Annotated in this window: 17 protein-coding genes; 4 read left to right on the forward strand and 13 right to left on the reverse strand. The window is 58.7% G+C overall.

Going from position 1 to position 19,211, the window contains the following annotated elements; translation table 11 throughout:
- Positions 1–9 precede the first annotated feature (9 nt).
- Positions 10–4,068, forward strand: a complete 4,059-nt coding sequence (locus HS103_14005; protein ID MBE7513915.1) for a transglycosylase domain-containing protein — start codon at positions 10–12, stop codon at positions 4,066–4,068.
- A gap of 96 nt (positions 4,069–4,164) precedes the next feature.
- On the opposite strand, the gene HS103_14010 is transcribed toward HS103_14005, so the two are convergent.
- The 7 genes from HS103_14010 to HS103_14040 form a co-directional block, all read right to left on the reverse strand.
- Positions 4,165–4,572 carry a single-stranded DNA-binding protein gene (locus HS103_14010; GenBank protein ID MBE7513916.1) on the reverse strand — a complete coding sequence of 136 codons (408 nt, stop codon included), beginning with the start codon at positions 4,570–4,572 and terminating at the stop codon, positions 4,165–4,167.
- A 363-nt stretch (positions 4,573–4,935) separates the two neighbouring features.
- Positions 4,936–5,889, reverse strand: coding sequence for an NAD(P)-dependent alcohol dehydrogenase (locus tag HS103_14015; GenBank protein MBE7513917.1), 954 nt, complete (start codon positions 5,887–5,889; stop codon positions 4,936–4,938).
- A gap of 293 nt (positions 5,890–6,182) precedes the next feature.
- On the reverse strand, positions 6,183–6,578 hold the full coding sequence (locus tag HS103_14020) for a hypothetical protein (protein ID MBE7513918.1): 396 nt from the start codon (positions 6,576–6,578) through the stop codon (positions 6,183–6,185).
- A gap of 91 nt (positions 6,579–6,669) precedes the next feature.
- Positions 6,670–7,341, reverse strand: coding sequence for a hypothetical protein (locus tag HS103_14025; protein MBE7513919.1), 672 nt, complete (start codon positions 7,339–7,341; stop codon positions 6,670–6,672).
- A 78-nt stretch (positions 7,342–7,419) separates the two neighbouring features.
- Positions 7,420–8,046: a hypothetical protein gene (locus HS103_14030; GenBank protein MBE7513920.1), complete on the reverse strand. Its 627-nt coding sequence runs from the start codon at positions 8,044–8,046 to the stop codon at positions 7,420–7,422.
- On the reverse strand, positions 8,046–9,473 hold the full coding sequence (locus HS103_14035) for an HlyD family efflux transporter periplasmic adaptor subunit (protein ID MBE7513921.1): 1,428 nt from the start codon (positions 9,471–9,473) through the stop codon (positions 8,046–8,048). The genes HS103_14030 and HS103_14035 overlap by 1 nt, the downstream gene beginning before the upstream one ends.
- Positions 9,474–9,568: 95 nt before the next feature.
- On the reverse strand, positions 9,569–10,831 hold the full coding sequence (locus tag HS103_14040; GenBank protein ID MBE7513922.1) for an ABC transporter permease: 1,263 nt from the start codon (positions 10,829–10,831) through the stop codon (positions 9,569–9,571).
- 492 nt (positions 10,832–11,323) lie between these two features.
- On the opposite strand from HS103_14040, the gene HS103_14045 reads away from it, so the two are divergent.
- The 3 genes from HS103_14045 (at position 11,324) to HS103_14055 (ending at position 13,209) form a co-directional block, all read left to right on the forward strand.
- Complete coding sequence (locus HS103_14045) at positions 11,324–11,788, forward strand: DUF4395 domain-containing protein (GenBank protein MBE7513923.1); 465 nt, start codon at positions 11,324–11,326, stop codon at positions 11,786–11,788.
- An 18-nt stretch (positions 11,789–11,806) separates the two neighbouring features.
- A complete protein-coding gene (locus tag HS103_14050; protein ID MBE7513924.1) occupies positions 11,807–12,214 on the forward strand; it encodes a thioredoxin family protein in 408 nt (135 codons plus the stop codon).
- Positions 12,215–12,294: 80 nt separating this feature from the next.
- The gene (locus HS103_14055) at positions 12,295–13,209 is read left to right on the forward strand and encodes a DUF4870 domain-containing protein (GenBank protein MBE7513925.1); all 915 of its coding nucleotides are present in this window, start codon (positions 12,295–12,297) and stop codon (positions 13,207–13,209) included.
- A 132-nt stretch (positions 13,210–13,341) separates the two neighbouring features.
- Here HS103_14055 and HS103_14060 read toward each other — a convergent pair whose 3' ends face one another.
- The 6 genes from HS103_14060 to HS103_14085 all read right to left on the reverse strand — a co-directional run bounded on the left by HS103_14060 (position 13,342) and on the right by HS103_14085 (position 19,207).
- Positions 13,342–13,905, reverse strand: coding sequence for a shikimate kinase (locus tag HS103_14060; GenBank protein ID MBE7513926.1), 564 nt, complete (start codon positions 13,903–13,905; stop codon positions 13,342–13,344).
- On the reverse strand, positions 13,883–15,085 hold the full coding sequence (aroC, locus tag HS103_14065) for a chorismate synthase (GenBank protein ID MBE7513927.1): 1,203 nt from the start codon (positions 15,083–15,085) through the stop codon (positions 13,883–13,885). Before aroC ends, HS103_14060 begins: the two co-directional genes overlap by 23 nt.
- Positions 15,086–15,088: 3 nt before the next feature.
- Complete coding sequence (locus HS103_14070; GenBank protein MBE7513928.1) at positions 15,089–15,649, reverse strand: NUDIX hydrolase; 561 nt, start codon at positions 15,647–15,649, stop codon at positions 15,089–15,091.
- A gap of 128 nt (positions 15,650–15,777) precedes the next feature.
- Complete coding sequence (locus tag HS103_14075) at positions 15,778–17,112, reverse strand: LysM peptidoglycan-binding domain-containing protein (protein ID MBE7513929.1); 1,335 nt, start codon at positions 17,110–17,112, stop codon at positions 15,778–15,780.
- A 492-nt stretch (positions 17,113–17,604) separates the two neighbouring features.
- The gene (locus HS103_14080; protein MBE7513930.1) at positions 17,605–18,201 is read right to left on the reverse strand and encodes a hypothetical protein; all 597 of its coding nucleotides are present in this window, start codon (positions 18,199–18,201) and stop codon (positions 17,605–17,607) included.
- A 316-nt stretch (positions 18,202–18,517) separates the two neighbouring features.
- Positions 18,518–19,207, reverse strand: coding sequence for a cytochrome c (locus HS103_14085; protein MBE7513931.1), 690 nt, complete (start codon positions 19,205–19,207; stop codon positions 18,518–18,520).
- Positions 19,208–19,211 lie beyond the last annotated feature (4 nt).

The raw sequence follows: 19,211 nt of genomic DNA on the forward strand, positions 1-19,211 counted from the left end.
GGTTTGAAGATGGTTTCTTTACCCCCCAATCCAACCGACACGCCCGATAGCGGTGGGTGGTACACCCCCCCTGATGCGGTGACGCCAACGCCCCCTCCTAATCCCTATCCAACAACGCCTGTTCCCTTGCCCACTGACGCTGAGCCGCCCCGCCCGGGCGGATGGTACGTCCCCCTAGAGGCGACAAGCCGTGTCTCGGAATTGATCTTGCAGGAAAGCGCGGCAGAGACGCCCAGCGCTGATTCTAAGCCGACACCCGAAGCGACAGCCGCAATGGATTACAGCAATTATGTGGCCGGCGTTGGATTTGTCTCGGCAGAGGAAGCCGCCCGTTTGCGGGGCGAACTGCCCCCTCAGCCCATCCGTGAGGTAGCCGTAGCCACACAGCCCCCCGCCCCGGCGGGCGAAGACAAGGGTAATGTGGAGGGTGATGCGCCGCTGGAGAATATACCGATGTCTAATATGTCGAACAGTTCTGAATTTCAAGAAAAGCCTGCTCCTGAGGGAGTAACCCGCCTCGAAGCAAGCGTACCCATCCAAGCCACACCGCCTACCCAAGCGATGTCTCAGGAATCTGTGCCAGCATCCCCCCCGGCTGCCTCATCGCCTTCCCTTGCCGAAAAGTACGAGGCGGCAGAAAATGCCGTGCGTAAGGCGCGGCGGCGCTATGCGGCGGGCATGATCACCCGCGACCAACTGAACACCGAACTGCGCAACCATATGGTCTTGGACGATCAAAAACGCTATTGGGTGTTGGGTGTAGAAAGTGACAAATGGTTTCGCCATGATGGGACGGCTTGGGTGGCGGATACGCCCCCCGGCTACCAGCCCAAAGGCGACCCCGATCTGATGCTGTATAAGGAAGCTGCCGGAGCAGGCAAACCAAAGGCATTTGGCACGTCCGATGTCAGCATGACACAGCGCACCGTTGCCGAAGCGCCCTTGAATCTACCGAAAAAGGTGGCGATCCAAGACAGCGGGGCAACGGTGGTGGGCAACCGCGCCTGGGCAAGCCGCCTTGAGTCTGAATCACGCTCAGCCAGCAGCGGGGCAACTGTCGCCAGTGCGCCTCTTTCAACGGGCGGGGCAGGTGTCACGGTGGTCAGTACACCCGCCGCTACAGGCGCAGGGATGACCGTCCCCTCGGCGGCGGTGGGGTCAACCTCGCCCGGTGTTGTCCGTGTGCCAGCAGCCGGCGGCGGCTCAAAGCTGATCCCGGGATCGATCCAGCCCGATTATGGCGATGCCCCATCGGGCTTTATGCAAGACCCCCAAAAAGTGGGTGGCTGCCTTGTCACAGTGGGCGTCCTGAGCATTTTTGGCGTTCTTATTATGGGGATTTTGGGGTCGCTTGGCTCGCTGTTATTTTATACGAACATCACCAATCAATACACGGCGAAGATCGATGATCTCCCCAACGCGATCAACCTGACCTCCCAATCCGTCCGCTTTTTGGACACAGCGGGGAAAGTCCTTTATCAACTGGACGACCCGAAACTGGGCGCACGGACGCAAGTGCCGCTTGATCAAATGTCGCCTTATTTGCTGCACGCCGTGATCAGCGCCGAGGAGCCGGATTTCTACACCGCCCCAGGCTTTGATGTAATTGCCATCATCCGGGCGATTATCCAAAATGTGACGGCGGGTGCGCCTACCCTCGGTGACAGCACAATCACCCAACAGGTGGCAAAGCTGCGCCTTCTCGATCTTCCTACATCCAGCCAAGTGGACACCGAACGCAAGATTGAGGAAGTGATCACCTCCGCCGAGATTGCCCGCCGCTACACGAAAAGCCAAATTTTGGAGTTCTACCTGAACACCGTTTACTTTGGCAATCTGGCGTATGGGGCAGAGGCAGCCGCCCAAATCTACTTCAAAAAATCAGCCCGTGATCTGAATCTCTCCGAGGCGTCGTTCCTCGCAGGCTTGATCGAATCACCCGCCGCCTATGATCCAGTGGCGAACGCGAACACCGGACGTACCCCCGCCGGAATTGTCCGTGCGCAAAACGTCCGCGAGATGATGATCCAAAAGGGCTGTGTTGCCTTTGAGCATATCGCGGCGAAATGCATTACGCGGGAAGAAGTGCGCAAAGCGGTGAAGGAATCCGCCGATATGGAAGCGGCGATGGCAACCTATAAGGCGCGAGGGATTGATATCAAGTATCCCCATGCTGTCTTTTTTGCACGGCAAGAGCTAGAGCGGCTTTTCGGCAGCAACGCCCTTTACACCGCTGGCTTCAGCGTGTACCTCACGCTCGATACGCGCCTCCAAGATGCTGCCGAATCTACCGTCAAAAATGGGGTGAACAGCCTCGCCCTCCAAAACGTAACGAATGGTGCGGCGCTTGTCTTGCGTCCCTCAGACGGGGCGGTTTTGGCGATGGTCGGCAGCGCCGATTTCTTCAGCACAAAGATTGAAGGGCAGGTGAACGTTGTCACCCAAGCGGCACGGCAGCCCGGCACGGCGCTCCAACCCTTCCTCTATTTGGGCGCGTTAGAGCGCGATTCGTTGGGGCGTTATTGGACGCCGGCGACACCTCTCTTTGATGTGAAATCGTGCTTTGGGGCGAACGATGCCTTCTGCCCCGCCAACGCCGATGGGCGTTTCCGTGGTCCGGTCAACCTGCGCTATGCGTTGGGCAATGGCTACAACGTGCCAGCGGTGAAAGCCTTCGAGTATGTTGGCTTGGATCGCTTCAAGGCGCTGGCTGCCCGCTTAGGGATTGCCTTCATTGGCACACAGCCCGAACAAGCAGCATTTTCAACGGGCATGGGAACTACCGAAGTGACCATGCTCAGCCTTGCCAACGCCTACATGACATTAGGCAATGGGGGACGCGCCCTAGACCCCTACATCATCGCCCGCGTCACCTTGAAGAAGGACGGTGTGGAGGAGATTGTTTATCAACCCGCCGCACCAACCCCGCAGCAAGCCGTTGAACCGGGCTTGGCGTACCTAATCACCAGCATCCTCTCCGATAACGCCGCACGGACTGCCGCCTTAGGGGGGAATTCCGCCCTGAACCTTCAGAATGGGCATATCGCGGCGGTGAAGATGGGAACGTCTGACCAAAACCGTGATTCGTGGACGTTTGGCTATACGCCGGGGGCGATGGTTGCCGTTTGGATGGGCAACAACAACAATTCCTCCATGAGCGCCGTCGCCGGAAGCACCGCAGCCTCGCTGCTGTGGAATCAGATTATGACCTCGGCGCTGGCGGGCGTTGCCCCAAGCCAAGCGGCGATGCCCACCACCGTTGCCCAAACAAGCGTCTGCGATGATTTTGGCACAGCCGATCACCCGCAGTGTCGCACCCGCCGCACCGAGTTGTACTTCACAGCCAATCCCCCCCCAAGCATTGGGGAGATCATCGGGACGTATGAGGTCGATACCTACAGTGGCTTGATCGCCAACGAATACTGCCCAGACTTCAAAGAGGCACGCACCGCCCTGAATATCTTGGATCGGTGGGCGATCACATGGATGAACACCGACCCCACCGGCAGCCGTTGGGCTACAGAGCGCGGCTTACGCCTTCCCGTTGGGCAGCGCCCCGCCTCGGCGTGCCAACCCGGACAGGTGAACCCCATCCTTCAATTGAATTCGCCCGCCAATGGGCAGCAGGTGGCGCGGCTGATCGAGATCACCGGCACCGTCCAAATGCCAAACATGAACCGCTACCAAATTGAGCTTGGGCAAGGGCAAAACCCGACGGCGTTCAGCATTGTGGACGGTCCGTTTGCCACATCGGGGCAGGGCTTTTTGGGGCGTTGGGAGACGAACCGCGTTCCTGATGGCGTCTACACGCTGCGGCTGTGGGCGGTGGATAGCCGGGGGCGCTATGCGGCGCGGACGGCGCAGGTGATTGTGAACAACACCTCGCCCATCCAACCTACCCCGCAAATTCCTCCAACAGCGGGCTTTCCGGGCTTTTCTACCCCGACACCCGATTTTGGCATCCCGCCAACAGCAACCCTGCCCGCCATCACGGATCCCTTTGCGCCGTTCCCCACACCGAGCGGCAGCGATGGTGGCTTGCTGTTCCCGCCAACAACCTCCCCCTAACAAAAGGGGGAAAATGACGGTGTTTTTGTCGGGGCGACCTTCTGTGGTCGCCCCCTCCCTGTCGGGACGCGCCACAGCGCGTCCGCCATATCCCCCCTAGAAGGGCAGATCGCCACCATCTTTGCCGCCGCTGCCCCCACCGGAATCATCCCCGCCCGTGCCGCCTTCCTCACCGCTCCGCTGTGAATCCAAGAGGCGGAATTCGCGGGCGATCATATCCAGCGAGGCAACCGGTTGATTTGTCTGCTTGCTGATGTAGGTAGAGGCGCTGATTTCCCCTACCAGCATGACCTTCCGCCCTTTTTTGATCAGTTGGCTGGCAAGCTCTGCTTGATTCCCAAAGATAGTTACCGAAAACCATGTCGTTTCTTCTTTGCGTTCCTCGCCTTTGCCCGTCCGCTTGCTCACGGCAACACTGAATTTGCAATAGGCTAAACCTTGCCCAGAATAATCGAACTTGGGATCACGTCCGACATTCCCGACAATAATCAATTGCTGCCACATAGGTCGCTTTCCTCCCTGATTAAGATTATAATTATAGAACTTTCGTTCGGCAGCGTCAAGTGGGAATGGACTTCCTCAGCACCTATCCAAAAGTCCTGTATCAGGCTGAGGCTGCCTTTCACTAATTGCAGACGAGGGGGCGCGTCCATCAGGAAGATAGGCAAAATATTCCCTATCCGCCACGCCTCGTCTCTCTGTAGGGGCGACCCCGTGTGGTCGCCCGCCGCTAAAGTCGCGGGCTGAAAGCAACTGCCCTTTCGGGGCTTGACAACCCTGACCCCACCTCGTACACAGGGAAAGGGGAGAAATTCTTCGGGTGAGGGGGAAGCCCCCTCAAAGACGTGATTCCCCCTTCTCCCCCCACTACCCCATGACGATGATCACTTTGCCTTTGGCGCGTCCGCTTTCCAGATAGCGAATTGCCTCTGGCGTCTCGCTCAGGGTGTAGCAGCGATCAATGACCGTAGTCACCTTGCCGCTCTCTAAAAGGTCTTTGAGGATCGCCAAATCCGCCTGATTCGGCTTTGCCGTGCCCATCATGCGGACGGTCTTTCCCCCCCTGAGCATAACGTTGAACATGCGGGCAAGGGTGGTGAATCCGACAACAACACATACGCCCTCTGGCGAGAGCGCCCGCCGCAGATCCGCCGGGGTGCGGTTGCCAATGACCTCAAGGATCAAGTCATAGTGTCGCCCGTTTCGGGTGAAGTCCTCTTGGGTATAGTCAATAACATGATCTGCACCGATGGACTGAACCATCGCTTTGTTCGCCCCGCTGCACACGGCGGTGACCTCTGCCCCAAACGCTTTGGCAATTTGCACGGCAAATGTCCCTACACCGCCGGACGCGCCATTGATCAAGACCTTCTGCCCGGCGCTCAGATTCCCCGTGCGCAGCCCTTGTAAGGCGGTGATCCCCGCCACAGGGACGCCAGCGGCGGACTCAAAGGAGAGATTGGCGGGTTTCAACACGAGCGAGTCCGCACGCACACAGACATACTCGGCAAAGCCACCTAAGCCAGCCGCGGAAAGGTCGCCAAAGACCTCATCGCCCGGGCGCAGGGTGGTGACGTTTGTCCCCACTGCCTCCACCCGCCCGGCAATATCCGCGCCGAGGCGATGATTTTTCGGTTTGCGCAGCCCACCATCCAAGCGGACGAGGAACGGTTTCGCCCGCATCAGGTGCCAATCCAACGGGTTTGCCCCCGCCGCGTGAATCTTCACCAAAACCTCATCTGCTTTAGGCGTTGGGGTGGCTACCTCCCGCAGGTGAAGGACATCCGGTGATCCATACCGTGTATAGAGAATTGTTTTCATGCGTTTTTTACACTCTCCCTGATGTAGCTCATTCGGTATGGGGCTTTACGTGGGCAAGGTGAAGTAAGTTGCGGGGGGGTGTGTCAGTGGGGATGATGCCCCATCGGATTGATCGATAGGACTTACGCAGTTGACCGTGTTTACCCTGTATTCATCGAAAGCGAACGTTTGAGGGGGAAGTTCCCTCACCCCCTCGCCCGCAGAATTTCTCCCCTTTTCCTGTGAACGGGGAAAGGCGGCTGCTGCGCAGTAACCGGGGATAGGGATTCTTTAGAAATTTTCGTGACGAACGACTAGCCCATTTTCAAAATGGTTTCACCGTGCGGGGCAATCATGTGGCGGCAAAAGGTCAATGCCTCTGCCTCGGTGGGGAAGAACTTTGCACGGTTAAAGCGGATCAGGCGCAGCCCCATCTGAACAATCGAGCGCGTCAACTGATTCGCTTCGACAAAGACAACAAACCCCGTGCGCGGGTGGGTAAACCCTGGGTGCTGGCGAAAACGCAGCACGCCACGCGGCTCCCGGATCGTCCCTTCCAGGTTAACAATGAAATGGACGGGATGATCGGCGGCATCGAGCATCCCTTTGGCAGCGGGGAACGTTTCGGCAAACTCATGCATGTCCCAGGGGTCGGCGCAGATTTGGTGAATAATCCACCCATCCTCAATCAAGCGAATACTGACAGGCATAATGGACACTCCTCCCGAACGTATTCTCACAAATACACTCAGATGTTCCAATTATACATTTATTTTTTAGTTATGGCATAACATGCATAAATCAATTTTTGGGAAAAATGACCTGATCGGCATTGTGTTCGGTCAGTGTCGCTCCGCGCCCATCGGCGCCATGTTGGTCGGCAAGATAGGCGCTGAGGGCAAGGTATTCCTCTTTGCTGAGGACACCCGGCGCTTGATAGGGCATTGTCCCCTGCATGTAGATATAAAGGACGAAGGCGGAGGGGTAATTGGCAAGAGCGCCCTCGCCCATGACCGGTGGGGCAACCTTGCGCATCGAAAAGCCATCGGGGGGATGGTTTGCCCCGTGACAGCCCGCTTGTGTACAGGTTTGGTGTTCGGGCAGCCACGCCGAACGCCACGCCTCCAGCCCTTGCCCACGATCTCCGTGACAGGTGGCGCACCACTGCGTATATGTCTTGCGCCCAATGGCAAGCTGTCCAGCATCAAAGGTGTTTGTGCGGGCGGTGGGGACGTTCGCCGCAAAGTTGGGCGTGGCAACCCCAAAGGAACTGCGGGTGGCAGGAGGGGCAACAACGCCGCGATCCGAGGTGGGAAAGGGGGTGTGCGTCGGGGTGATGGTCAGCGGCGGCAGGCACGCGCACAACGGGCGGGCTTGCCTATACAGCGAGATGAGGGCAAAGCTCACCAGAAGGAAGACCAACCCACCCCATAGGATTACCGCTGGGCGGGAACGGGAACGACGAACAAACATCCAGCGCCTCTCAGCCTAGCCAACGTAGTCAAACTGCTGATGATCAACCAGCGTGTGGTTTGAGCGTTAGTATAGGGGTTATTTTGCCGGATCGACATTAACGATCACACAGAGGACAACATGCGCCCCCCCCTCTTGCAAGCGGAACGCCAAAACATCAACCTGATCCCCCGCGAACACGCCCCCCCGCGTGATCTCTCGTCCCGCGGAAGTGACGAAGCGGTTAAAGGGGAAAAACGGCAGCGTTTCATCGCGCCCTATCCCGTTTTCGTCCACCGTCGCTACGGTGATCTCCCGCTCGCTGATGCGGACGAGTTTCCCCGCTGCTGTTTTCAGCGCTGTGGGGTCAAAGGTGCGGGGTTGCGGTGTTGGCGTCGGGACGCCATCGGGGAGGGCTGTTGGACGAGGAAAGAGAGCGCTCATGCCGCGAAAGGCAGAACTATTGCGCAGATCGTTGAAACAGGGCTGAAACTGCTGGAATGCCTGTGCCGCTTGCCCGCCTGCTGCCACAAGGGTTGCCAGACGGGGACCCTGTGTATAGCCCGCCACCGCCCCACACATAAAGATGAGCAGCGCCGCCCCGAAATAGCCCCAAAAGCGGGCAAAGCGCCGTCGTCGCCTCGGCGTGGGGGGTGATGGGTCGTTCCCCCAACGAGGGAGGGCGGCAGTCTCCGAGGGGGAATCCGGCGTGTGAAGCGCCACCATCAGTTCCCCGCTCCGGTGCGTCCTTCGATGAGAACTTTCTGCCCTTCGCGCAGACCCTCGCCGCTAATCTCCGTCACACTGTCTGCCGATAAGCCAATCTCAACGGAAATTTCTGTCGTCGTCCCATCGGAGCGTTCGATAAGGATAAACCGCCCCCCGTCCGCCCCCCGACGGATTGCCCGCGTGGCAACGACAAGGACGTTTTCCCGCGTGGCAAGGATAATCTCCACATCGGCGCTCATGTTCAGAAAGAGCGGCACATCGCCTTTGAGGGCAATGCGGACGGGGTAGGCAATAACGCCCTGATTGTTCTGCCCAACGGCGCTTTTGCTCTCCACCGTTCCGTTAAAGACCTGATCAAAGGGCAGTCCCTGCAAGGTGAAGCGGACGGGCAGCTCCCCTACCACGCGGGATATATCGTTTTCATCAACGAGCGTTTCAAGGTAAATGGAGGATGTATCGGCAATGACGAACGCCGCCCCCGCCGCCCCGCCGCTGCTGCCTACTGTTCCGCCAGCGGTAATGTTCACCGCCGCGATGATCCCTTTCACCGGCGATTTTAGGACGGCATCCGTAAGGTTTTCCTCCGCCGCGCTCACGTTCAACTTCGCCTGTGCCAGTTGCGCCTCGGCAATAGCAATCTGTTCAGGAGTTGCCCCGCGCAGCAGCGTATCCAGGGCGACCTTTGCCTGCTCAACCCCGGCTTGGGCAGAGACGACGCTGGCATCGCCCGACTGCGCCCGTTTTGCGCTGTCGCAGGTTGCCTGCCCCACCTCCATCTGATCCCGCGCCGATTTCAACGCCCGCCCCGCTGGAGAGTTGGCGTCAGGGCGGAACTCACTATCAAACTGAAAGCCATCGGTCAGGTAATTCTTGTATGCCTGCTCCGCCGTCATAAGCGCCTGCGTGAGGCTGCCCACATTGGTACAGCTTGTGGTGATCGCGTTGCGCTGATTATCAAACTGCGCTTGCGCTTGCGCCAACGCCGCCTCTGCTTGTGCCAGTGTCGCTTTCGCACGGGCAATCTGATCCGCTGTTGCCGGGCGGATGGTTGTATCGTAGTTTGCTTGCTGAATGGTTCGGCTCAGCCGCGCCTGTTCCAAAGAGCGGGTCAAGGCTGCCTCATCGAGCGTGGCAAGGGTATCGCCCACAGCGACGGCATCGCCCGCACGAACAACGACGGTAGCAACCTTACCCGCTGTATCAAAATTGACATTCACGGTTTGGATGGGGCGGAGTGTGCCGGAGACATTCAGCACATCGTCAAGGGTGCGCCGTTCGATGTAGGCGGCGTTCGTCGCCGTGCCACCTAGCCGCGCTGCAAGCTGCGGACGAACGACAACGAGGAAGAAAACCGCCCCCAAACATAAAAAGACCCCACCCGCCATGAGCAGCCAACGCCCGATCCGTGCCAATGATTTCAGCATGTAGATTCCTAAAGTGTCCCTGTCCCTTTGGTGCTTGTCTTTCAAAACGATAGCGTCTTCGAGGGCAAATGCCAACCCCCCTTTGGCGAAGCGCTCTATTCTGTCCGCAAGGCATGGACGGGGATCATCTGGCTGGCACGGAGTGCGGGCAAAACCCCCGCCCCAATGCCCACCACCGTCGCTAAGATCATCCCAAAGAGGATCAGCGCCGGATCGATAATGACCAGATTCCCTTGAATTTTGCTGACATCAATGGGCAAAAACTGCGCTCCTGTGCCATCGCCAACGCCATTCGCCACCGCGTTGTTGATCACCTGCCCTAAGGCGAGCGCCGTCCCCACCCCCGCCAGCCCGCCAAAAAAGCCCACCGCCCCCGCTTCGATGAGGAACACCGTCAAAATTGCCCGATCCGTTGCCCCGATTGCCTTCATAATCCCGATCTCGCGGGTGCGCTCCAAAATTGCCATGGTCATGGTGTTGGCAACGCCAAAGGCGGCAACAATGAGGGCAACGCCGCCCACCCCACCAAGCATCAGACGCATCGTCCCGAAAAAACCAGTCAGTTGGTTCAGATAGTCCCCCCCGCCGCTGGCATCAAAGCCCAAGTTACGAATGGCGTTTGCCACATCGTTCGTCACATCACGGCTGGCGGCACGGACGAGGACGGTATCGTAGCTCAGCTTGTTCATGTCAACCTGTTCTCCGTTCAGGCGTTTCAGGCGGATCACCTCGCTGAGCGGGAGGATCAGCGTTCCATCAAGGAAGGTGTCTTGGATGGCTACCGCCCCCGAAATGGTGTAGTTCAAGCGGCGTGTTCCGGCTGAGACTTGAAAGGTGAAGCGTGGCTTTACCGTCTGAAGATCATAGGTGATGGGAATGTAATCGCTTGCCTTGGGGTCGAAGAAATTATCTTCCACGCGCCCGCCAATGACGATGGTCTTGGTATCAAGAACAGGCGTCCCCCATTTCATTTTTTCGGCAAGCCCCGGCAGCAGCGCCGGGTCGATCCCGAAAACACTGGGATAATTGATCAGCTTGTCAACGGTGATCACGATTCCATAAGCCTGCACACCATAAATCATCGTGTTCACGCCGGGGATCGCCCGAATCGCTTGGATTGCCTCCTGATCAATGCGCGGGGTCTCGCCGTTGGGGTTATAGCGGGGGTAGACATAAAGTTCCAGCAAGCTCGTGCTAGAGCCAATCCCCGCTTCGGCAATCGCCTGCAAGCCAACGGTGATGGCAATCAAGAGGATGACCGCCGCCGTCCCCACAAGAACGCCCCCCGCCGTCATGATCAAACGGGCGCGGGCGCGGGTTAGGTTGCGCAGCGCAAGTTGGGTAAGCTCGTAAAGCATGGTGTGGTGAGTCTCCTCATTGGGGAGGATCAAGACCTTCTGGCAACACTCCCCCTGATTCTAATCTAATTGACGCACACTGTAACCCTATTTGTTCCCTACGGGACTAGGCGTGTTGACCTGTTTGGTTCCAAGCCCCGAAGGGGTGGTTCCTCCTAGCCCGCTGCTTTAGCGGCGGAAACGCTGGAGTTACACTGTCCACAGAACCTAGAAACAGCGTTAACCGCACCTTCTATAGGTGCGCCTACGACGCCACCTCTTAGGACAACTGCCCACATCCCTTGTCAACCGATAAATCCTAGTGATATACTTAGATAAATCACCTAACGCAGTTGAGTTTGTTCACCCCCTATTCATCCAAAGGGGCAGATTGAGGGGGGGGTCCCTCTCAAAAATATGCATTCCCCCCTCTCCCGCGTAGTGGGAGGGGGCTGGGGGGTGAGGGTCTGTGCGTAAGGTGAGTTAGATAAATCACCCAACGAGGCACACGCTATGTCTGTCACCAAACTCAACGCGGATCGCCGCGTCGATCACAGCGCCCTACGGACAAATCAGGGATTCATCATTGGCTTGCTCATCCTCGCCTTCATCCTAAATGCTCCCCCCATCGTCGCCTTCGTCTGTGCGGTGATGCTCATTGGGACGGCGATTCCCACTGCTGGATTGTTCAAAGCAGTTTATTTCTCGGTGTTAAAACCCGCCGGAATCGTCCAGCCCGCTGTGAAAACGGATAATCCTGAACCCCATTTATTTGCCCAAGGCGTGGGTGGGGGTGTGTTGATCGTGGCGACGCTGCTGCTTGTGGCTGGCTCAGCATTGGGATGGGTGCTGTCATGGGTGGTGGTTGCTCTGGCGGCGCTGAATCTCTTTGCCGGTATTTGCGTCGGCTGTCTCATGTATTATGGATTCAACCGTTTAGGTGTCCCCGGCTTCACCCGCGCCCCCATCTCCGGTTAAGAGGATTACAGAATACCCATGCCCGAACGTGCTGTGTTTGCCCTTCTAATCATCCTCGGCGGCGTCCTTGCGTGGGCGGCGGTCAACCGTCTCTTGCTGCGCCGCGCTGCTGCCCACGCCCCCCACGATCCCATCCTCAGCGGAATTCTGAGCAGCCGCCCGACGGTGGTCTATTTCACAACCCCTTTTTGCGACCCCTGCAAGACTCAGCAGATGCCCGCCCTTCGTCAGCTTCAGGCGGAATTGGGGGAAACCCTTCAGGTGGTGCAGATTGACGCCACCGAACAACCTGATGCGGCGGATCGTTGGGGGGTGTTCTCTGCCCCAACAACCTTTGTCTTGGATCGGACACAGACTCCCCGCCATGTAAATCGAGGGGTTGCCTCGGCAGAGCGTCTGCGCCAGCAGATTGAAGATGTGGCGTAGCGCCTGATTGCTTGCAACCTCCCCCTGCCTCCGGCGTATAATACAATAAGATGACCGCGCACGGAGGCGCACCCTAAGCCATGTATTCTGCCTATGATGGCGACCCAAAACCGAAGCGCAAAAACGACGAGGACGATCTCCATCTCGCCCACGCAGACGATGCCGCTGGTGATTCCCCCGTCGATCTTGATGAGGCGGTGCGGGCGTATCGCGCCAAACGCAAGAATAACGAAGCCTACGATGACGATGATGATGACCTTCCCCGTGAAAAGGCAAAGCGCGATTCCCCACCAACCTTTGGCAAGGATGAGCGAAGACGAGACCGGAATTGGGAAGACAAAATCGAAGCATGGGCAGAGCGTGCCGAGCAATGGGGCGAACATTTTGGGCGTCGCGCCGAGCAATGGGGTGAAAACTTCGGGCGGCGGGCAGAGCAATGGGGCGACAAAGTTGAGAAGAAATTTTCGCAGCGGTGGGGGAAAGATTTCGCCAAAGGCGTTCAAAACTTCCTAAGCCACCCCTATTCCCCCAATTATCGCGTCATTGATGAACCCTCAACGCCCGATGAGCGGGTGCTGGCAAGCCTTGCCCATGCCAGCAATCTAGGGTTATTCATCCCCTTTATGTTCTTGATCCCGCTCTTTATTTACCTTGCTAACCGCACGAAATCGCCCTTTGTGGCACGGCACGCCCTAAACGCCACCGTTGCATCCTTTATGGGAGGGATTGGCTGGCTGCTGCTGACGACGGGCGCAGTCCTCATCGGCGTGGTGATCACCGTCGCCCTTGCCATCAGCATTGTTGGGATTTTGGCAATTCCCTTTTTGTGGTTGGGCATCGTCGCTGTGATTTTCGCCTCGGTCTTGATTCCCTTTGGGCTGTTTGCCAGCGCCTTTTTCGGGATCATTGCCGCCTTGCGCAGCAAGACCTTTGATTACCCCTTTATTGGGCGGCTCACCTACATCCCACGCCGCACCCGCACCGTAGTCGATTAGAGACCCCGCCCTATACACACAGGAAAGGGAGCAAGACAGGGGCGCGGGTGAGGGGTGTCCGTATCGCTCTAGTTCAGTATCCTCCCTCGTTGGGCGGCGTTGTCCTACCCCCTGATCACCGCGAAAAATGCTCTAGGGGCGCATCGTATACGCCACCCACAGCCGGATGATTTCCTCCGCGACAAGGGCGGGTGAGCGTACCCCCGTCTCAATGTGATAGGGAACGGCGGTGTATGCCTCGGCGCGGGCGGCAAGCAGTTCGGCAATCTTCGCTTGGGGATTCGCCGTCCGCAGCAGCGGGCGGTGATTCTGACCGGCAAGCCGCGCAAAAATAACCTCTACAGGGGCGTCCAGACAGACCAAAAAGCCGCTGGCAATGAGCGCCGCACGATTTTCCGCCGGAACGACCATCCCGCCCCCAGTGGCAATCACCGAACGCCGCCAACTGCCGATCTCCTTACACAGATCGCGCTCTAGCGCCCGAAACGCCGCCTCCCCCCGCGTTTTGAAAAGGTGAGGAATCGTGCAGCGTTCGCGGTTTTCAATGACACTATCCGTATCGGCAAAGGCAAGGTTCAGGCGCAGGGCGATCAGCCGTCCCACTGTTGATTTTCCCGTACCCATGAAGCCGCACAGGATGATATGCCCCGGCGCTTTGGGCGGGGAGGGTGGCTCACCCGTCGGCGTCGCGTTCATACTCGTACCCAAAGCGCCATGCCCTGTTATCCATCGGCAGTTCGTCGGGGCGACCTCGGCGCAGCGTCTCAAAACGAGGGCGCATCTCCCCCAACGAATCGCCGCCCAGTTTCTCGATCAGCGCCGCGCAGAGGACATAAGCCACCATCGCCTCGATGATTACGACCCCGCGTGGGACGGCACAGAAATCGCTGCGCTCGTATTCAATCGCCCGCGCCCCGCCCGTTGCCAAATCTACCGATTGAAGGGGGTTGATCGTCGTCGCTATCGGCTTGAGGGCGGCGCGGATCACAATCGGCTCGCCCGTTGTGATTCCCCCTTCCAACCCGCCCGCACGGTTTGTCTCCCGCCGCAGCCGCTCACCATCGCTGATGATCGGATCGTGAACCGCCGTCCCCCGCCACGCTGCCTGCCGGAAGGCATGACCGATCTCAACGCCTTTCACACTGTGGACGCTCCCCACCGCGCCGATCAACTGCCCATCCAGTTTGCGGTCAAACTGAACGTGCGACCCCAACCCGGGGGGGACGTTCAAAGCGGCAACCTCGATGATCCCGCCGAGGGTGTCCTTCGCTTGAATCGCCGCGCGGATTGCCTCGTGGATGCGCGTCGCTGTCTCTCCCTCTGGGCAGCGGACATCGCTTGCTTCCGCCGCCTCAAAGCGCTTCAAATAGACCGCCGGATCAGGGCTAATGGGCAGATCGGCGCTGACCTCACCGATTGCCGTCACATAGCCCTGCACGGTGATCCCAAACTGGCGCATAAGCGCCTTGCAAACTGCCCCAACGGCAACGCGCATCGTCGTTTCGCGGGCGCTGGCACGTTCAAGGGCAAGGCGCAGATCGCGGTAGCCATACTTGATCGCTCCCGTCAGATCGGCGTGACCCGGGCGGGGGACAGTCATCGGCGGAATATCTTTTTGCGCCCAATTTTTGTAATCGCGGTTGATCACTGTCAGGGCAATCGGGGCGCCGGTGGTTTGTCCAGCGACGACCCCCGCCGAAAGGCGCACAGCGTCACGCTCAATGGACATCCGCCCGCCGCGCCCGTACCCCTCTTGGCGGCGGGCAAGATCAGCGTCAATGGCGGCGGCGGTCAGCGGGACACCCGCCGGAAAACCATCCAAAATAGCCGTCAGGGTCGGTCCGTGCGATTCGCCCGCCGTTAAAAAGCGTAGCATCGTTTAGCGCGTCCCTTCCCGAAGGCGATCCCACGCCATGAGCAACCCGCTGATCGTCTTGCCATCGCAAATCACCCCCTCGCGGATCATCCGCAGCACATCCTCCCACGAAAAGGGCTGAGCGCTAATGAATTCATCGGCATCGGCAGCCAAGCGCGAAGGGAGCAAATCAGTGGCGAGGTAGAGGTGAATGTACTCGCTGGTGTAGCCTGGGGCGACGAAAATCCCCCCAAGTTTTTCCAGGCGTCCGGGTTTATAACCAATTTCCTCTTGGAGTTCGCGGTAGGCGCAGTCGTCAGGGTTTTCGTCCGGTTCAAGCGTTCCCGCCGGAATTTCCCACAGACTTTGTTGGGCTGCATAGCGGAACTGGCGGATCAACATGACGCCGCCGCCTTCGCTAGGAGGGAGCAGAGGGACAATCGCCACCGCCCCCGGGTGACGAATCACCTCACGGCGGGCGGTTTTGCCGTTGGGAAGTTCCACACTATCGACGCGCAGTTTGATAATGCGCCCGTCGTAAATGGCTTCTGAAGAAAGGGTGCGTTCGGTCTGTGTGTCAGTCATACGTTGTTGTCTACTTTTGAGGATTTTTGCTGCTTTAGGGTTTACACGCCGTCTGAGTGAGCTTGCCCGCTCAGACGGCTTTCCCCTTTATCTCAGCGAAAAAGGGGGGAGAGGAATGTTGGGGACGCTTACGGGATAGTGATCAACTGCCCGATGTAGATCAGGTTGATGTTCTGTATCCCGTTCAGTTGGGCAATCGCCATGACGCGCACCCCAAACATCCGCGAAATCCGCCAGAGCGTATCGCCCTCTTGGACAACATAGACGCGCCCTGACCCCGTACCCGGGGGGACAACCGTCACGGGCGGGACGCCCACTTCGGGCAAACCGCAGCTTGGGATATACAGCACCCGTCCAGGGCGGATCAGGCTTGGGTTGACGATCCCATTAGCGCTGATGATCCGGCTGAGCGACGATCCATACGGTTGGAAGCGCAGAGCGATGCTGTAGAGGGTATCCCCACCAATGACCGTATAGCGGCAGCCAGCATCAATCGGACCGCCCGCCCGCGAGCCGGGAATGCCCGGTGTGCCGGGGGGATAGGTGGGCGTGCCGGGTCCAACAAAAATTGCCGGCGGGAAAGTCGGCGTGGGGAAGGTATCAATGGGTGGCGGGATGATCGGCGTTTGGAAGCCGAGGATCGCCTGCGCGGTGGAGGTCAGGTTAAACGCCGCATCTGCCGTCACCGTCGCAATGATCTGGGTCGCTTGGGCGTCCAGCGTCTCTTGAAGGGGATCCTGCGGCGGGAACACCGAGGTTTCCTGAAAGGCAACCGCCGTTGGGAAGGAGAGCGTCGAGGTGGGCGGAGCGCCGTTCAAGCCGCCACCGCCGCTCAGGGCGTTGATCGTCGCCTGCGCGTCGGGATCAAGGGTAGGGATGCTCAGCGCCTCAAGGGTGCTGGTCGGCGTCTCCGTCGGGGTAAGCGTCGGGGCATACGTCCCTAAGGCGAATGCCGTTGCTGTCAGATCGCCAAAGACCCGCGTCGATTCGGCAAAGAGCGTCGCCTGCTGTTCTTCAATGGTCAGCGTGTTTGTGGCGATGGGTGTGAAGGTTGCCGTTGGCGCTTCGGTGGGCGTTTCCGTCGGGGTGGGCGTCCCTGGGAAAGTGAAATCAATCGTCGGCGGGATGGCGACATCCGGCGTGAAGGTGGCAGAAGGAAACAGAATCGCCTGCATGGTCGCCGTCTCTGCCGCTTGGGTGTTCATCGCGTCGGCGGTGAGGTTGAACATGTTCATGGCAATGGCGGTTTCCATGTTCGCCGTTGCCATTGCTTCCGCCACAGGATCAACGGTAGGCGTGTCCAATGCGGCTACCGTCATAGGGGGAGCGCCGTCGGGCGTCACCGCCGTCGGGGGAATTGCCGCGCCAACGGGCTGAAAACAGCCTGAGAGCGTCAGCGCCAAAAGGACGAACGCCGTCCCGCTGGATGTAAGTTGGGCGAGTCGCCGTACTGGTCGCCGCATAGGGTGATCCTCCGTAACCGGGGTGATCGACAATCCGAACGCAAGTGAAGGAAGTGTATCACCACACGACAGAGTGGGCAAACAAGGAATTTTCATAGAATAGAATGGGGCGGGGTAGTGTGGTTGCCGCCCTACCGCCCATCCGCCCGCTGCTAAAGCAGCGGGCGCTGCGATAAGCCGCCCCTGCGGGGCTTAAAATCAAACGCGGGCAGCGCCGTTTCCTCCTTACATCCCAATGCGAGGGATGAGGGTTGCCCTCAACGGTGGTGAGGGGGGTAGACCGCTCCAATGCCCCACTCTGGTGTGTGTGTGGGGGGGGGGGGACGCCCCCGCACAATAATCCACCCGCTCTCCCACGATGTGGGAGAGCGAGTACACACCGAAAGCGGATGGCATAGGGGATGAGCGGGCTGTTGTCCTCATCGATGAGGGAGTGTCCCCGCCTCACTGCGGGCTTGCCCTAAACACGCCCCATACGTTACAGATAGACGCTTAGACCATTTTTCGTTTCTCGGCGGGGACCATCTTCGTCACATTATTCAACTGCCAGTAAATCCCCCCGACGGTGAGGGCAATCCATAAAATTAAGGTGAGGAATGCCCCCCGCCCCAACAGGTTGTAGCGGTAGAAAAACATCCCATTAAGACCGAGGATCAGGAACAACCCATCAATGATCATTGCCGCGCCCGTCATGGCAGAGGCAGCGATTACCAATTCGTTGTAGAGCGAGGCGACAACCATTGCTCCGCCAACACCGCCAGCAATGGCGAAGATCAGCAGCACAAATTGGGATACGCCAAGCGCCGTCCCCACACTGAGCGCGATACCCATCCCCACGCTGACGCCTACCAATATCCGGCGGTATGGCTCAAGGTACTGCGCAGCGGCAGCAAAGCCAACGGCGACGGCGATGATCACGATGGCAGCCAAAATGTCGGAGGAGATTCCTAAGGCTTGGCTGAGCCAAAACCCAATTCCCGCGCCGAGGAATCCGTAAAAGAGCGGCAAAAAGGCATAATAGAGGTAGATTCCGAAACCGAGAACGCCTGCCCCTAGTGCAACGAGTAAGACGCCAACTAAAAATGTCATGATCGTTTCCTTGCTCCATCTATACATCTGCACACGTTTCATTGTATGCCTGTTTTTAGATTGTGCTTAGGTAGATGTGGAGAGGCGCGAGGCTAAAAGTAAAAGGCGTGTCCACAACTAGGTTGTGTTGACCGTGTAATCCCAGTGATCCCGCCGCGAAAGCAGCGGGCTGAAAGCAGCCGCCCCTTCAGGGCTTGGAAACCCTAACCCCCACCCCGTACACACGGAGATTCCCTCTCTCTGCTTACAAAAAGGAGGGCAATCTCCTCGAAAAATGCTATAGGTGGTTAGGATGTGAGCCGGAAACGGGCTTTCCTCACTTCAAAGACATCAGATAGGCGAGCAGATCATCTACCTGTTTGGCGCTTAGAAGTTGCTCAAAGGAAGCGGGCATCAATCCGGCGGTGAAGCCTTTCACGACGAACTTGTTCGGCTGAAGGATCGCCTCCCGCAGGTAGGTGGTGGCATCCATCCCTGGGACGCGCTCCGCAGCAGTTACCGCAATGCCTTTCAGGGTTGGTCCGACAAGTGTTTTCCCCGCCTTCACGTCGTGACAGGCACTACACGTCCCCACTCCGGCAAAGACACTTTGCCCTTTCTTCGGATCGCCCGTCAGGGCTGCGCCTGAGGGACTCTCTGGTGAGGGACTCTCCGGCGGGGCGGCGGTGGCAGCCTCTACTGGCGTTGCGGCGGTGGCTGCCCCCACTGGCGTTGCGGTAGCGAGTTCGATGCTGACCATCGGCGGAAGGGGCGTCACGGTTGGGTGGGCGCGAGGTGCATTTTCGCCATAGGCAACGCCGGCATCAACGGGCAGCTTCCCCGGAAAGCCCGGTGTGGGTGTGCCATAGAGCAGCCAGGCTACAACATAGGGATCGGGCGGCGTCGCCGTTGCATCGGTCAGGTTGCCCACCGTGACGCCGCCCGGCGATCCACAACCCATCAGGACAAGGCTTAGGATAGCAAAGGCAGCCCAAAGGCGTGGACGAGAGGAGTGAACAGTATTCATGACG

This window comes from Anaerolineales bacterium (assembly GCA_015075625.1).
GTDB lineage: Bacteria > Chloroflexota > Anaerolineae > Aggregatilineales > UBA2796 > UBA2796.

Coding starts and splice junctions, on each gene's coding strand:
- HS103_14060 (MBE7513926.1), bottom strand. CDS start 13,905: ATGAACGCGACGCCGACGGGTGAGCCACCCTCCCCGCCCAAAGCGCCG.
- HS103_14050 (MBE7513924.1), top strand. CDS start 11,807: ATGCCCGAACGTGCTGTGTTTGCCCTTCTAATCATCCTCGGCGGCGTC.
- HS103_14035 (MBE7513921.1), bottom strand. CDS start 9,473: ATGCTGAAATCATTGGCACGGATCGGGCGTTGGCTGCTCATGGCGGGT.
- HS103_14030 (MBE7513920.1), bottom strand. CDS start 8,046: ATGGTGGCGCTTCACACGCCGGATTCCCCCTCGGAGACTGCCGCCCTC.
- HS103_14025 (MBE7513919.1), bottom strand. CDS start 7,341: ATGTTTGTTCGTCGTTCCCGTTCCCGCCCAGCGGTAATCCTATGGGGT.
- HS103_14015 (MBE7513917.1), bottom strand. CDS start 5,889: ATGAAAACAATTCTCTATACACGGTATGGATCACCGGATGTCCTTCAC.
- HS103_14080 (MBE7513930.1), bottom strand. CDS start 18,201: ATGACATTTTTAGTTGGCGTCTTACTCGTTGCACTAGGGGCAGGCGTT.
- HS103_14085 (MBE7513931.1), bottom strand. CDS start 19,207: ATGAATACTGTTCACTCCTCTCGTCCACGCCTTTGGGCTGCCTTTGCT.
- HS103_14055 (MBE7513925.1), top strand. CDS start 12,295: ATGTATTCTGCCTATGATGGCGACCCAAAACCGAAGCGCAAAAACGAC.
- HS103_14070 (MBE7513928.1), bottom strand. CDS start 15,649: ATGACTGACACACAGACCGAACGCACCCTTTCTTCAGAAGCCATTTAC.
- HS103_14005 (MBE7513915.1), top strand. CDS start 10: ATGGTTTCTTTACCCCCCAATCCAACCGACACGCCCGATAGCGGTGGG.
- aroC (MBE7513927.1), bottom strand. CDS start 15,085: ATGCTACGCTTTTTAACGGCGGGCGAATCGCACGGACCGACCCTGACG.
- HS103_14040 (MBE7513922.1), bottom strand. CDS start 10,831: ATGCTTTACGAGCTTACCCAACTTGCGCTGCGCAACCTAACCCGCGCC.
- HS103_14010 (MBE7513916.1), bottom strand. CDS start 4,572: ATGTGGCAGCAATTGATTATTGTCGGGAATGTCGGACGTGATCCCAAG.
- HS103_14020 (MBE7513918.1), bottom strand. CDS start 6,578: ATGCCTGTCAGTATTCGCTTGATTGAGGATGGGTGGATTATTCACCAA.
- HS103_14045 (MBE7513923.1), top strand. CDS start 11,324: ATGTCTGTCACCAAACTCAACGCGGATCGCCGCGTCGATCACAGCGCC.
- HS103_14075 (MBE7513929.1), bottom strand. CDS start 17,112: ATGCGGCGACCAGTACGGCGACTCGCCCAACTTACATCCAGCGGGACG.